14 protein-coding genes are annotated in these 15,197 nt (G+C 49.2%); all 14 read right to left on the minus strand.

Going from position 1 to position 15,197, the window contains the following annotated elements; all coding sequences use genetic code 11:
* Positions 1-4: 4 nt before the first annotated feature.
* Positions 5-718 (minus strand): class I SAM-dependent methyltransferase, encoded by a 714-nt coding sequence (locus HZA73_11195; GenBank protein ID MBI5806585.1) that lies wholly within the window; start codon positions 716-718, stop codon positions 5-7.
* 1 nt (position 719) lies between these two features.
* Positions 720-1,847 carry a glycosyltransferase family 4 protein gene (locus HZA73_11200; GenBank protein MBI5806586.1) on the minus strand — a complete coding sequence of 376 codons (1,128 nt, stop codon included), beginning with the start codon at positions 1,845-1,847 and terminating at the stop codon, positions 720-722.
* A 144-nt stretch (positions 1,848-1,991) separates the two neighbouring features.
* Complete coding sequence (locus HZA73_11205; protein ID MBI5806587.1) at positions 1,992-3,179, minus strand: O-antigen ligase family protein; 1,188 nt, start codon at positions 3,177-3,179, stop codon at positions 1,992-1,994.
* 97 nt (positions 3,180-3,276) lie between these two features.
* Positions 3,277-4,668 (minus strand): oligosaccharide flippase family protein, encoded by a 1,392-nt coding sequence (locus HZA73_11210; GenBank protein ID MBI5806588.1) that lies wholly within the window; start codon positions 4,666-4,668, stop codon positions 3,277-3,279.
* Positions 4,643-4,834, minus strand: a complete 192-nt coding sequence (locus HZA73_11215; protein MBI5806589.1) for a hypothetical protein — start codon at positions 4,832-4,834, stop codon at positions 4,643-4,645. Before HZA73_11215 ends, HZA73_11210 begins: the two co-directional genes overlap by 26 nt.
* 179 nt (positions 4,835-5,013) lie before the next feature.
* The gene (galE, locus tag HZA73_11220; protein ID MBI5806590.1) at positions 5,014-5,988 is read right to left on the minus strand and encodes a UDP-glucose 4-epimerase GalE; all 975 of its coding nucleotides are present in this window, start codon (positions 5,986-5,988) and stop codon (positions 5,014-5,016) included.
* Between the two features lie 23 nt (positions 5,989-6,011).
* Positions 6,012-7,283 carry a UDP-N-acetylglucosamine 2-epimerase (non-hydrolyzing) gene (gene wecB, locus HZA73_11225; protein ID MBI5806591.1) on the minus strand — a complete coding sequence of 424 codons (1,272 nt, stop codon included), beginning with the start codon at positions 7,281-7,283 and terminating at the stop codon, positions 6,012-6,014.
* A gap of 89 nt (positions 7,284-7,372) precedes the next feature.
* Complete coding sequence (locus HZA73_11230) at positions 7,373-8,566, minus strand: DegT/DnrJ/EryC1/StrS family aminotransferase (protein MBI5806592.1); 1,194 nt, start codon at positions 8,564-8,566, stop codon at positions 7,373-7,375.
* 83 nt (positions 8,567-8,649) lie between these two features.
* Entirely contained in the window at positions 8,650-10,494 is a 1,845-nt protein-coding gene (locus HZA73_11235) for a polysaccharide biosynthesis protein (protein MBI5806593.1), read from the minus strand.
* A gap of 1 nt (position 10,495) precedes the next feature.
* Positions 10,496-11,206 (minus strand): class I SAM-dependent methyltransferase, encoded by a 711-nt coding sequence (locus HZA73_11240; GenBank protein MBI5806594.1) that lies wholly within the window; start codon positions 11,204-11,206, stop codon positions 10,496-10,498.
* Positions 11,203-11,757 carry a sugar transferase gene (locus HZA73_11245; GenBank protein MBI5806595.1) on the minus strand — a complete coding sequence of 185 codons (555 nt, stop codon included), beginning with the start codon at positions 11,755-11,757 and terminating at the stop codon, positions 11,203-11,205. The genes HZA73_11240 and HZA73_11245 overlap by 4 nt, the downstream gene beginning before the upstream one ends.
* Positions 11,758-11,775: 18 nt before the next feature.
* Positions 11,776-12,972 carry an O-antigen ligase family protein gene (locus tag HZA73_11250; GenBank protein ID MBI5806596.1) on the minus strand — a complete coding sequence of 399 codons (1,197 nt, stop codon included), beginning with the start codon at positions 12,970-12,972 and terminating at the stop codon, positions 11,776-11,778.
* Between the two features lie 10 nt (positions 12,973-12,982).
* Positions 12,983-14,017, minus strand: a complete 1,035-nt coding sequence (locus HZA73_11255) for a glycosyltransferase family 2 protein (protein MBI5806597.1) — start codon at positions 14,015-14,017, stop codon at positions 12,983-12,985.
* The gene (locus HZA73_11260) at positions 14,014-15,195 is read right to left on the minus strand and encodes a glycosyltransferase family 4 protein (GenBank protein ID MBI5806598.1); all 1,182 of its coding nucleotides are present in this window, start codon (positions 15,193-15,195) and stop codon (positions 14,014-14,016) included. The genes HZA73_11255 and HZA73_11260 overlap by 4 nt, the downstream gene beginning before the upstream one ends.
* Between the last annotated feature and the right edge of the window lie 2 nt (positions 15,196-15,197).

Below are 15,197 nucleotides of genomic sequence, written 5' to 3' on the forward strand. Positions count from 1 at the left end.
CAATCTACTTTTGGGGGCCTTTAGTTGCCCAAAATATAATATGGCCACAGAACACTAATTTAACAAGATTTGTTTTTTTTACGTCCCACTTACGTAGCCAACTTAAATTATCTATCAACCGATTTAACGGTGATTCATTGTCGAACCAACGATCAAATAACTTTGGTCTATTCAACCCCCGTCTAATGATCAATGTTAAACCATCAATGCCTGGACGTATTTCCTTCAGCACTAATCCTTCTTGATTGAACAATTTGCACACCCCGTATATTGTGAAATTAAATATACTAAAGGAATGGAAAGGTTCAAGCTGTGAAACTGAACCAATTATATTACCACCTGGCTTTAGTATTCTAATAATCTCTTTTACTAATTCATTTGGATGTTCAACGTGCTCAAATACCTGCCTAGTATAAATAACATCAACAGAATTATCGTTCATTGGAATATTTGTACCGTCGTAAGTCATTATATTTTTGCTTTCATTGACTCTCTCCCTCACTTCTGGTGAATCTTCAATATCAATCCCTATCCAAATAATGTTGGGGTTGATATTTTTGAATATTTTCTCTGTTTCACCCCGGCCACACCCTAAATCTAAAACATTGCTTCCTGGTTTTAATTTCTTCAATATTTTATCGATAAAACGTACAACTGATACTTGCTTGGCATGGTCATTTGTTAAGAATTTATCGAAATATAATTCCTGTTCACCCATTTCAATTACCCATCGTATTTATGGTTTTTAAATACATTTCAAGTTTTTTAGAGATTGCTGTCCATGTAAATATATTATTTACCCTTATCTGACCGGCGTTTCCCATTCGATCTCGCAATGCTTTATCTTCTGTTAGTCTTAGCATAGCCTTAGAAAGTTGCTTAATATTGTTTGGTTCTATTAAAATTCCTGTAACGCCGTCTTCTATAGCATCTGGCACACCACCTTGCTGGGTTCCTATAACAGCTTTGCCGCAAGCATTGGCTTCCAGATAAACTATTCCAAAGGTCTCAACATCCCTGCCTACAATTTTTGAAGGTAAAACAAAATAACTGCATTGCTTCATCTCGGTATAAACCTCATTTGCCGACTTAGCACCGGTAAAGATAATTTTATCCGAACACTTCAATCTCAAAGCTAAAGTCTCAAGATTCTCTCTTTCTGGTCCGTCACCAACTATCTTTAAAATCGCTTTGGGATGTATGGCCGCCACTAAAGCAAATGCATTTATTAAATCGTCAATACCCTTCTTGGGTACCAGCCTCCCGGCCGTCAATACAACAGTATAGGCTTCAGTGTTGCATGTGATATCCAATTTGTGTTGGCTAATTCGATCCGGCCACACACCGGGGTTTAGTATTTTTGTTTTTAATACTACCTTTGGATATTTTTGTACCACCTTGTCTTTTGTATAATTGCTGTTTGCCAATATAAGATCGGCATTTCTAAACAAACAATCAAGATAATATTTATCTAAATCACAGGACACTGCGTAATCCAGGTCATTTCCATGTGTAAGAACCGCCAAGTGAGTCAAATTGAATTTTCGTGCAAGTGTTCCCCCTGCACTTAGGGTGCTAACTGCATGGCCGTATAATAAAACATCAATTTTATTTGTTAAACATAGATAAAAAGTAACTATACATGGCCAAAGATTAGACATCCTCTTTGTCCTTTTATACCGTATTACCCTGTATGGCAGGCTGGCATCATTTTTACCAGCCATATCAGGGGCTAATACCCAAACCCTATGGCCTGCCAGTGCCATGCTTTCGGCTATCCCATCAATAAAAATAGAAACCCCGCCGATATTAGGCAAATAATCACCTGCAATTAATAATAATTTCATTGTTTATGCTTATTAAATATTCCACCTATCAATACAAACATTAGCACTATGAACTGCAACAAGGCTACTGCCTGATAGATTGAACCACCCTTGACAATAACATAGCCAAGCAAAACCATCAATATAAATATTAAATAAATCATTTCAATTGTCTTTTGTAATATTGATTGATAAACCCAACAAAACCCAATATAGTTCCCTCAGTTGATTATAATTAAAAGTGTAGTCAAAAAGGCTTTGCAACAGAAACCAACTTAAGGCAACAATACAACCCAAGGAAACAGCTTTTTTATGTTTATCCTTTTGTTTTTTATATGCTTTTATTATTACAAATAGCCAGACAGTATTCAACAGAACAAACACCAATACAGGGAAGATTCCATAAGACCAAGCTTCCTGTAAGAATAGATTGTGGGCATGTATTGCAGTAGGTCCCTGACTGTAACCCCTGACCAGCAATGAATAATTATAGCCCTGGCCAAACCAGATATTTTCTATTATTTTAGAATAATAAGTTTGATAAATAGCCCAACGTGAAAATTCTTGTACTGGCGTTTGGGTAAACACTAAAATATGTTGTTTAGTGCCATAGGGTAAAGCCCACATTACTAATGTAATTACTAAAACGCTGAAAATCGTAATATAAAACACCTGGGTTTTATTTGACCGTTTGAAAAATACAATTAAAAGAAATATTGCTAGTATTCCTACGGCCATAATACCAGCTCGGGATTGAGACAGGATAATGTTGATTATCGCAAACGCTAGAATTACTGCCCAATGCCATTTGTTTTTTTCGTCTTCAGCCAACAGCAATATTACTGCAAAAGATGATATCACGCCCAGATATACGCAGTAAGGATTGGCGTAAAAAAACGGACCTATAGACCGAGCCAAACCGCCGGCTGCCACCGGCTGCCAGTACCAACCTCCCATCTTAGATGCATACTGGGCGTAGTCTCCGTAAATCAACCCACCAATTTTACTGCTGATAAGTGACGATGTCCAACCAGAGCCCAAGACAACCTGAGTCAACCCCAGCAAAGTTGAAACAACCGATACATATAATAATAATTTTAACATGAAAAAGGCTTGGTCGTAATTATCGGCTGCATATAACCCTGCCAAGTAAAACATCAAACTGCTTAGCAGAACCAAATAATCAGCTAGGGTTAAAGCAGGTTCCGGGGAGGTGAAAAAACTGATGGCCCGGGCTAGCAGATAAAGTATAATAATAATATTGTACGGTGTATATTTGGGCCATGCATTTATTGTTTTTAAATTGGTAAGCAAATAAAACAATACCGCCAGGTTTGCCAACACTTCAGCCAATGTAATGCTTAAACCTGTAATACCCCTGAGATATCCTTGAAAGGGGATTACAACAACCAGAGAGATAGCGCAGACATAACCGCATTTTTTAAAAAAGCTAAACATGTTTGATCGTTTTTTGAGTGTGCGTCATATTACGAGTCAACAATAACGTCCACGCTATATGCAATAAATATGCAAACAGGTAAGCATACGACAGCCCCAAAGCACCCTTTTCCTTAAAGATAAAGAATATACCTATTAGAGTTAATCCTGTTATGCCATTTAAAATAAAACCCAGCCACATTTTACCTGAAGCTGCTATGGTATGCCCCAATGGCATCTGTACCGTTACAAAAACCGCTGATATTGCAAGTATTAATAAAGTGGTGTTGCCGCCTGCAAAAGATTTCCCGTAACTTTGCATTATTATGTTTTTACCAAATACAATTATAATGGCGGTGGGAACAACCACGGCCAGATTGATCGCTAAATTTATAAGGATCAAATGCCTGACGCTTTTTTTATCGCCCGTTCCGTATTTATCCGAAAGAATTGGAGTAACAGTTTGGCCCACCCAGCGGGGAAATATCAACAAAGAATTACGCCATTGATTGGCCGCGTTGAACAGGCCCAGTTCCGCATAGCCTCCTATGGTATTGACCATAATTGCGTTTATTACCCATTGGATCGGGCTTATCATAATATTGGAAAGCAATGAAGGCAAAGAAAATTTCCATAATACGCCGATCTCTTTTTGCCAGTCATTGTAATCTGTTTTAATCCCGGACAACTTTTGTATGTTCCCCAGCGACACATAATTAATCGCACAACTTATACTACTTGAGACAACAAAACCTGCGATGGCTCCCTTAAGTCCCCACAGGTATGTCCCCACCAAAACAATAATAAAGTTCGCCACCGAAACAATGGTGCTGTTCCTGGCTATCACTTTAAAGGCTTCAAACCCGGTTAAAGCACCATATTGGGCCCCTGCCAGGGTGCTGAAAAACAACAGCCCGCAACTTAGTTTAATTTCCCCTGAAAGATGAGGCGCATTAATGATATTTCGTGTAATATAATTTGAGAAAAGCAATAAAATAAAAGTTGCAATGAGGCCGGTACCGATTGCCAAAATGTTGGTTAAACCGATCACTCTGCCTGCTTTTTCGGCATCCTTGTTTTTGAATTCAGAGATATATTTAGTTGCTGTTATCCCTAATCCAAACCCGGCAAATATGCCGAATATCTCCACGGTGCTGCGGATCATGGCCAACTCGCCAAACCCTGTTCGGCCCAGCATTCTGGCATTTAATATGGACAATACAATAGCCAATACCGCTACAACAATATTGCCGACTACGGTCCAGAACATACCTTTGGCAAATCTGTACCTAAGTGTATCGTAGGGTAATTTATCGTTTATATATTTTAATAGTTCTTTTGGTAAAATACGTTGCATATATTTTATTGCAGTTATTGCTTTACTTCTTGCAGCAATCTCCCCCATACACCCCAGCCGCAATTGCCCCCAGCAAAAACACCATGGCCAGCTGTACCCAGGAACTGGGCACCGTCCCCAGAATGTGTCCGGATATGACATGCAGTTTCATCAGGATCCCCACCAGCAGGCTCAACCCCGCCAGCACCATCAGGCACAACATGGTCTTCTTCATCTTCTTCCCTCCGTTTACCGTTTAGAGTTTCCCGTTTAAAGTTAACCAGTTTATAGTTTTCTGTCTCTATATTCTGACTTCACTTTTTTACTCTTATCTGTTAGGCCGAACTAAATCGAAGCCGTGCCGAAGGACTGTTTATCGTTTGAAGTTTCCCGTTAATTGTTCCCAGTCAATTGTTAACTGTTCTTGGAATGCCATTCCCAGGCCGTCCTCACTATCTCCTCCAGACCTGTGTACTTTGGCTTCCAGCCCAGCGTCTTCCTGGCCTTCACCGAAGAGGCCACTAATCGCGGTGGATCGCCTTCCCTTCGGGGGGCCGCCTTGGCCTTGATCTCCCGTCCGGAGACCTTCCGTGCCGTCCCTATGACTTCCTTGACCGAAAATCCGTTCCCGTTTCCCAGGTTAAAGCAGTCGCTTTTGCCTCCGCCGCTCAGGTGCTCCAGGGCCAGCAGGTGGGCTAAAGCCAGGTCGTCTACGTGGACATAGTCCCTCAGGCAGGTACCGTCCGGAGTGTCGTAATCGGTGCCAAATATCTTGACCTCTGGGATCTTTCCCAAAGCGGCCAGCAGGGCTAATGGTATCAGATGGGTCTCCGGGGTATGATTTTCGCCGATTACGGCCCCTGGCGCTGCCCCGGCCGCGTTGAAGTAGCGCAGGGCCGCGTACCTTAAGCCGTATGCCCCCGAATAGTCGCTCAGTGCCTGCTCTATCATCAGCTTGGTCCGGCCATAGGGATTGATGGGGGCCAGCGGGTGATCCTCGTCCAGGGGATCCCGCACCGGGTTGCCGTAAACCGCTGCGCTGGAGGAAAAGACGATCTGCCTGGTCCCGGCCCGCAGCATGGCCTCTAGCAGGTTCAGGGTGTAACTCACGTTATTCTTGTAATAGGTCTCGGGATCGGACATGCTCTCACCCACAGCAATGTACCCGGCAAAGTGCATCACAGCGTCAAACTTTTCGGTTTTCAACAGTTGACTTAAGCCCTCACGGTCGGCCAGGTCCATCTGGATGAACCGGCCCCACCCGGCGAACTCGCGGTGACCGTGGACCAGGTTGTCCACTACCAAGGTGTCGTAGCCGCATTCGCTCAAAAGCTTGTTGGCATGCGAGCCTATGTAACCGCAACCGCCGGTGATCAATACTTTAGACATGTATGCTGTATACTGTTTGGCGTTCACTGTTCATTGACAATTGTCTTGACTATCCGCTCCGCCGCATGGCCGTCCCACCTGGGGATCGAAGTTTTGCGCTGTCTGCTGTATGCTGTAGGCTGTACGCTTTTGAATTTGCCCCAGGCTTTAAGTATCGCTCCGGGCTTCGTGCCGATGACCTTGTTCGTCCCCAGTTCCACCGTAACCGGGCGCTCGGTGTTGGGCCGCACCGTAAAGCAGGGCACCTTCAGAAAACTTGTTTCCTCCTGCACCCCGCCGGAATCGGTGAATACGCAGACCGCGTGTTGCTGCAGCGCTATAAAATCCAGGTATCCCAGCGGAAGAACTATCTTCAGCCTGTTTTTACTATTTCCAATTTCCGATTTCCCATTTTTTACCCTGAGCGGGGCCTGCGGTGAGCAATGCCGAACCGTCGAAGGACTGCCGTTTGTCTTTGTTTTCAGCCGTTCGAGAGTTCGTGGGTGGGCTGGGAATATTACCGTGGTTTCCTCGGCGATCTGCTCAAATGCTTTTACGATGGGGCCCAAGACCTTGGGGTCGTCCACATTGGAGGGCCGGTGCAGTGTCAAAATCACGTAGGGCTGTATCCTGTCCCCTTTTACCAACCCCAGTTTGTTCAGGCATCTTTTATTTTTTATTTTTGGTATTTCAGTTTTAAGCGTATCGATCATCACATTCCCGGCGAAATGGATCTTAGTTTTGGGAATTCCCTCTTTCAGCAGATTCCCTAAAGCCTCGGGACAGCTGGTGAACAAAAGGTCCGAGATATGATCTGTCAGTACCCGGTTCAGCTCCTCGGGCATGGTCTGATCGTAACTGCGCAGGCCGGCCTCCACATGGGCCACCGGGTTACCGGACAGCTTGGCGGCCAGGGCGCAAGCCATGGTTCCCGTTACATCGCCCACCACTATCACCAGGTCCGGTTTTTGGACGGCCAGCACTTTTTGGAACTTGGTAATGATCTCATCGGTCTGCCCGGCCGTGGTGCGGGCCTTGACGTTAAGGAAGATGTCCGGTTTGGGAATGTTCAGATCTTCAAAGAATACCTTGGACATCAGATAGTCGTAGTGCTGGCCGGTATGCAGCAACAGAATCCCGGGCCGTTTAGCTTTGGGCAAAGCCTTAAAGGCCTTAAGCAGCGGGGACACTTTGACGAAGTTGGGCCGGGCTCCGGCCACAATGATGATCTTTTTGTACTTGATATTCACTCCGGACGCAGATTTTCGCAGATTAAGATGATTCAATTGCTTGTCAGGTGATACTTGCGAAACCATTGTATATGCTTTAGAGTTCTTTGGCGCCTTTAGCGGGAAGGTCCCGTAAGCACAAATATCCGCGTCGACCTGCGGGTATCCGCATCCCGTCAGGTACGGTTCCCGGTCAGCACTTTCCGCACCGCCGCTATCACATCGTCCACATCATCTTCCGTCATCCGGTTATAGAACGGCAGCGTCAGCTCTCTCTCTCCCAGCCACTCGGCATTGGGAAAATCCCCCGGCTGGTATCCCAAATATTCTTTGGCATAGCTGAACAGGTGCACCGGGGTGTAGTGGATGTTGGAGCTGACGTTCTCCTGCTTCAGAAGCTCTATCATTTTGTTCCGGTCGATGCTCAGCTTTTCCAGGTCCAGCAGCACCGGATAAAGGTGCCAGCAGTTCCGGCCGTTTGGATCCTCGCCCGGCAGTATCAATTCCGGGAGATCTGAGAAGCCCTCCCGGTAACGGGCGGCGATGGCCCGGCGCTTTTCCAGGGTCCGCTCTATCTTCCGCAGCTGGTGGATTCCCAGGCCAGCCTGGAGATCAGTCATGTTGAACTTGTAGCCGGGATAGATGATGTCGTACTGGACCTTGCCACCGGGGGCGTAACGCTTCCAGGCGTCCTTGTTCATGCCGTGAAGCGACATCACCTTTATCTTCTCCGCCATCGCGGTGTCGTCGGTGGTCACCGCCCCGCCCTCGCCAGTGGTCACATTCTTGACCGCGTGGAAGCTGAAGACCGTGAAGCGGCTGATGGAGCCGGTCTTTTTCCCCCGGTGCTCGGTGCCGATGGCGTGGGCCGCGTCCTCGATCACCGTCAGGTTGTGCTTTTTTGCCAAAGCCCCGATACGGTCCATATCGCAGCTGCGGCCGGCATAGTGCACCGGAATGATGGCCTTGGTTTTTGGAGTTATAGCGCTGGCAATCAGCGCCGGGTCTATATTGAAATCTTCTTTATTGACGTCTACCAGCACCGGCCTGGCCCCGGCGTGCAGTATTACGTTGATCGAGGCGGCGAAGGTATAGGGAGTGGTGATCACCTCGTCCCCCGGCCCGATATTAAGGGCTTTAAGACACAGGAACAGCCCGGAGGTGGCCGAGTTTATCATCATGGCGTGTTTGGCCCCCACGTAGGCGGCTAGTTCCTGCTCGAACTTCGCCACCTTAGGCCCGGTGGTGATCCAGCCGGAACGCAAGGAATCAACTACTTCGTCAATCTCTTCCTGCCCGATGTCCGGGGGACAGAAGGGCAGCATGGCCTGCCGTTTGGGGCGGTTTAAGTATTTTTCGTCTGGCGTCATTTTGCTCTGTTTTCCATTTCAATTATCTATGTTCAAGATTCTGTATTCAAAATTCAGTCTCCAGTGTTCCGCCCGGCTTTTTGTCATCCCTCCCTGCGGAATCCCGGTATCACCTTCTGTATCGCCGCCACCACCTTGCTCTCGTCCCCGGTCACAGCTGCCTTATATAGCTGGGGCAAAAGCACCGGCAGGTCATTAAGCCTGGCATGCTTGCCCTTGACCATGAAGATCTGTGCGTGCTTGGTGGTGTTGATCCCCTCCTCAGCGGTAAGTAATTCCTCGTAAAGCTTCTCCCCCTTGCGCAGCCCTGTGAACTCTATCTTGATGTCGGTGTCAGGCTCCAGTCCCGAGAGCTTTATCATGTCTTTTGCCAGGTCAACTATCTTAACCGGCTGACCCATATCCAGCACGAACACCTCTCCGCCCGACCCCATAGCACCGGCCTGGATCACTAATTGCACAGCTTCCGGGATGGTCATAAAGTAACGCTCCATGTCTGGGTGGGTGACGGTCACCGGCCCCCCGGCAGCGATCTGCTTTTTGAACAACGGCACCACGCTGCCGCTGGAACCCAGCACATTGCCGAAACGGACCGCCATGAACTTGGTTTTCCCCCTTCCGTTCAGGCTCATGATCATCTTCTCCGAGATCCTCTTGGTGGCCCCCATCACGCTGGTGGGGTTCACCGCCTTGTCGGTGGAAATCAACACGAAACGCCCGGTCCCATGCTTTAGGGCTGCTTCGGCCAGTATCTTGGTGCCGAAGATGTTGTTCTTGACAGCCTCTCCCGGGTTCTGCTCCATCATCGGAACGTGCTTGTGGGCCGCGGCATGAAACACCACCTGGGGATTGTGCTTTTCGAAGACGGCTTCCACCCGGGCGGCGTCGGCCACGTCGCAGATCAGGGTGACAAGCTTCAGTGTCTTGTGCTTTAAGGCCAGCTCGGAGGCGATATGATACAGGCTGTTCTCGCCCTTGCCAGCTAAAAGTAGCTTTCCCGGATTAAAGGTGGCGATCTGGCGGCAGAGTTCCGAGCCGATGGAACCCCCAGCCCCGCTCACCAGGATGGTCTTACCGCTTAGGTACCCGGCTATTTCCTCCAGGTTGATATTGATGGCTGGTCGCCTTAAAAGATCCTCCAGTTCAATGTCCCGGATCTGATTGATACTGACCTCGCCCGAGATTATCTCCCGGATGCCAGGGACGATTTTGAACTTTATCCGGGCCTGCTGGCACTGTTCCACCACAGCCTTGACCACTTGACCCGGAGCTGAGGGAATTGCTATCACTATGGTGTCGACCTTCCTGTGCTCCACCAGCCTCAGGATGTCCTTTAAGCCACCGCCGATGGTTATGCCATGGATCTTTTGTCCCTGCTTTTTAGGATCGTCGTCCGCGAAGGCCACCGGCTGGTAACCGAATTCCGGATGGGCCAGCATCTGGCGGACCACCATTTCCCCGGCATCCCCGGCCCCCACTATCAGCACCCGGCTATAGGTCCTGTCCTTGGAGGCGGCCTTCTGCCTGCCCTGGGACCACAACCGGTAGGCCATCCTGATTCCGCCTATCAACATCACGTCGCCCAGCCATTCTATGATGATCACGCTGCGGGGATAGCCCCAGGCTGGCACTACAAACCAGGTAGTGGCGAAAATTATGATCGAACCCAATGAGATGGCTTTGAGAATGACCACCAAATCCGTCATCCCCACGTAACGCCATACACCTTTGTAAACTCCCAGGTACCAGAATATGGCGATCCTTAGCAGGGCAACCAGTATCGCCAAGGATATGAAGTTGGATTGAAATGGCTCTATGATGTTCCCCTCAAAGCGCAGGGCAAAAGCCCCCCACAGCGCCAGACAGATGGCCGCTGCATCCAGAAGCACCAGGGTCCATTTGTTCTTTTCCAGATATTTTATTGTCATGTCATTTCTCTCCCGGTCTGATTGATGCCAGATAATGGGTCAGTAAAATGGGGAAACAAGAAAGTCCTTCGCACAGGCTTCGGCTTGCACCCGCTAACCCCCTGGCCAAAGGAGGAAGCAAGGTGGTCTTCTGCGTCCGGATCCGGCATTGGGGAAATAACCTTTGTATCTCTTTGCGGCCGATACCCCGGACATCTGGGTTCCGGGGATTGTCATAACGGAAATCGTACCAGATGATCACGCCTTTCGGCCCCAGCACCCGGACCATTTCATTAGCCACGCTCTTTTTGATTCCTTGATCCAGTATCGAGGTCAGCACCGTGCTTTGCAGCACCATGTCAAATTTGCCCCTGGCAAACGGCAACCGGGCCCCGTCAGCCAGGGCGGCGGCGATATTCGGCGATAGCTTTCGGGAGACTTCCAGCCTATCCCGGATGATATCCGTACCGGTAAGGTTTTCCGGCTGGGCCCCGTATTTCAACAGCTCCCTCAGCCACATCCCGTGACCGCAGCCCAGATCCAATATCCGCAAGCCGCTTAAATCGATTAAATTTTCCCTTTTCAGCAGGTCCAAAAAGGCCCGCTCCCGCTGTTGGTACAAAAACAGGCTGCCGGGGTTAAAATAGCTGTAGCGCCCGGCCGGGACCGTTTCCTCCCGCCGCTTGTAGCTGTTCCGGACCCTTTCGATTTCTTGGTGAACCAATGCGGTCAAAATGCCCCCTTTCCATCTATCACCACGGCCACTGTTTTCAGGATGATCCAGATATCCATACAGAAGGAGCGGTGCCGGACATAATAGGCGTCCAGCCGGAGCTTGGTGTCCATCTCAATGTCGTCGCGCCCCAGCACCTGGGCAAAACCGGAAAGCCCAGGCTGGACCTTAAGCACCTGCCGCTGCCAGGGGCTGTAATTTGCCACCAGGGGGGGGATCTCCGGCCGGGGTCCCACCAGGCTCATCTCGCCTTTCAGGATGTTCAGCAACTGGGGAAGCTCGTCCAGGCTCCAGCGCCTCAAAAATTTCCCCACCCCGGTCACTCTGGGATCATTTCTTACGGCCAGCAGCGGCCCTTTATTTTCTGCATTCGGAATCATGGTTCGGAATTTGAATATTCTGAATGTTTTCCCGTCCTTCCCAATTCTGTCCTGCAGAAAAAAGATCCCGCCCCTGGAATCACAAACTACCGCCAAAGCCACTGCTGCCAGCACCGGCAACAGGACCAGCACGGCCGCAAGGGAAAATGTTATGTCGAATGCTCTCTTCATCGTTCTAGTAACAAACATTCAAGTATTAAATGATTTTTTAACCGGTTCGGCCGATAGACTACTTGCAGCCACCGCCAAACCGGTCACCATCCACAGCGTCGAGACCACCTCCGAATCGCCAAAGCTCCATTCAGCCAGGCCGCCGATCAGAAAAGCGGCGGTGACTGCTAACACCGCCCCGAAAAAACCGGCCCTTTCGGGCGGTCCGGACCGGAGGTTCTTTCTAAACAGCCGGATCATGGCCCAAAACATCATCCCGAAGGCCGCCAGTCCCAAAAAGCCCGTAATGGCAGTGACATGAATGAAAATGTTGTGCAGGTGGCCGTAGCGCCTGTGATTACCAAATTCTGCGACATCCTGAGAGGTGCGTTTAGATTGGTAAATCTCTCCCAGATCTATCAGCCCCACCCCTGTGACCGGGTGCTCTTTTATGATCTGCCAGCCAATTTTCCACATCGTCAGACGGGCTTGCCAGGTTTGCTGCTTGGTATAGTTGAGGCCTAGGCTGGCTGAGTTTGCGATGATGGCCCCTACGACGGCAATCATGACGGCTAGGGCAGTGAAAGCCAGCCGCTTACTTTTGAACGGGGGATTGGCTGCCACCCCGATCGCCCAGCCCAGCCAGGCGCTGATGGTTTTGGTCAGCACCATGCTGGTGGTAATCACCAGGGAAGCCGCCCCTGCCAGCCATCTTTGGCTCCCCCCCCTTTTCAAGGCCTCCTGCAGATACCAAAAAGATAGAAGCGAAGACATCATATAGATCGATCCCGAGGTCATGGCCATGCCTTGGGCTCCCAAAAGCCTGCCTTGCGGTTCGGCGGCCAAAAGCATTGCCCCATAGAAGCCGCTCAGGGCTGAAGTCAGCAAATATGCGGCCGCTATCTCCTTTATCCGCAAAAAAGACCCTGTATTGTAAGCCACCAGGTACACCGCCATCATCAAAAAGAATTCCTTAAGCCCGATAAAACTCTCCAACGGCTTTAGGGAGGTAACGGAGGATATCAGACAGGACGCAAAGAACAATCCAAAGTAAATATCCAGACCAGTGCGGTGCCCCAGCCATTTGCCGGAGACCACGCACTTGGTTAAAAATGCCGCCCCGCCCACCCCCAGGCAGATATGGTAAAAGGCGATGGAGACCGGCAGGGATGCGGCAAATCCTACGATCGAAGTTTGTATGACCGTATCTAAAATGCGGATAGTTTTTTCTTTCATCTTTGAAGTTCTATCTATTGGCAGTTAAGCTTCGGGGCAATTTGTTAAAAAAAATGAAATCCCAGATCCCCCTTAGATAGCCCCAGCCGTAGGAGAAATGTATGGTAAAAAAAGAACCCATCAGACCTGTAAACAACCCCGGGACTTTCCCGGAGGACAGCGATAGGCTTACTCCGGTTACCGCCAACAGATAAATGGACAGAAGGCCAAAGGCCACCCAGCCAAACCCGGTATTCCACCAGGCCAGTACCGACAGAACTACCGGCATCAGGATAAGGGCCGCCGGGGCCAGCTGGCGGGCATTGGCCGGAATTTTTATTTTCTTGTTGACCAGCGGCTTGAAATAACCGTATTGATAATACATTTTGCCCAGTTTGGAGAAATTCTCCCGGGCAAAATATTTGATCTTAATATCGGGTATGATGAATATTTTGCCGCCGGATCTTTTGAGCCGGGCATTGAATTCATCGTCTTGGTTGCGTAAAAGCTGTTCGTCAAACAACCCTATCTTTTCAAAAACCCTTTTGGGATAACAGCCGTAGGGCACAGTGTCCACTTCTTTTACCTTGCCACTGCCCAGGCGGTAAAGGGCGTTCCCCACCCCCAGCGGATGGGTCAGTGCCAGAGCAATGGCCCGGGACTTGGCTGAATCGTTTGACGGAAGGGTGATCCAGACCCCGCCTACATTATCCGCCCCCAATCGATCACCCCATTCGATCAGTAACGACAGGTAATTTTGTGGGTAGCGGGAATGGGCATCCATTCGTACGATGATCTCGCCAACCGACTGTTTAATGGCCAGATTCAGCCCGAAAGGGACGAAACGGCCGGGATTGTCGATAATCTTAATGCCCGGCCGGGTGGCGGCATACTCCCCAACTATCTCCCGGGTCCGGTCAGAGCTTCTTCCATCGGCTATCAGAACCTCGTATCTTGAAGGATCATAATCCTGGCCGGCAATATCATCCAGAACCCGGCCTATGTATCCTGCTTCGTTATAGGTGGGAACAATGATGCTTATGAATGGTCTGGCCGGCGCCGTCATTTGAGGCCTGTTTTTAGGTGTTTTTGGTATATTTTATAATGCTTGTCCGCGATCTTGTCCCAGCTGAAATACCCCGCCAAAGTTTTGACCCCGGCCCCGATTCCCTGCAGCAAAGTCTTGTCTTTTCCCAAATGCATCATGGCCTCGGCTAGCCGGAGTGGGTCCCGGGGAGGGACCAACACTATATTCCGGCCGTTCTCAAAAAAAGGCGGCAGGCTGTCATCGTTGGTGGTTATCACCGGACAACCGCAGGCCAGAGCCGCCAATAGGCTGCTGCGCTTTGTAGAAGCCCCATAATTGAACGGCAACACTGAATAATCACAGGACGCCAGAGCTTCGGCGACTTCTTGCGGACAGAGATATCCGGTGAAGGTAACCTGTCCACCCAAGCCCAAGCTATCAAACAGCTGTTTTATTTTTAAATGATAGCTGTCTTCGTCAGGAATAAAATCGGACAGACAGACCAAATGGCAGGGCAGATCCTGGTCCAGACAGATTCTCAAAGCCCTGAGCAGATCATCAAATCCCTTACCATCATTTATAAACCCAAAATATGATACAGCCAGATGATGTGGCTTGACCCCCCATTTGTTTTTCAACTCGACTTTCCGTCCGGCAGTGACCACTGGGCAAGCTTCTATGCTGGAGCCGGTAAAAACAGTTTCTTCCAGCCTGGCTTTTAAAAACCCCAAAGGACCGCGCCAAAACTGCCCGGCGGATAATTTTATGTGCTGGCTGACCGTGATGATCCCGTGGGAAAATGCCGATGGCAGTGAAAGCCTCAGCTTTCCCAGCCAGGTGTACAGCCCAAAACCATGCAGCGTAATGATGATCCTTTCGGCGCCGGCCAGCCGCAGAAACAAAGGCAGTAAATTGGGCATCAAATGCCTTTTATAGGTGATCGAGGGATACTGGATATGCACTATATCCGGCTTCACCTGGTGAAATGCCATTAATGTCCGGGACAGTCCGGACCAGGACCAGCTGTTGACCACTGGATGAACGGTCAAGCCGGGTATTGACGGATCTACGGCTTGGCTGCTAGTTACGATATCTATGTCCAGTTTTCCCTGCACTGCCATTTCCCGGCACAGGCAGCTGCAATAATCCCCGACTCCGTCTTTGATGGGCGGGAATGATCCGCTGATCATCAAAAGCTTTATTCTGGACTCGTTCATTA

It is taken from the genome of candidate division TA06 bacterium, from assembly GCA_016235665.1.
Taxonomy (GTDB): Bacteria; Edwardsbacteria; AC1; order AC1; family EtOH8; genus UBA5202.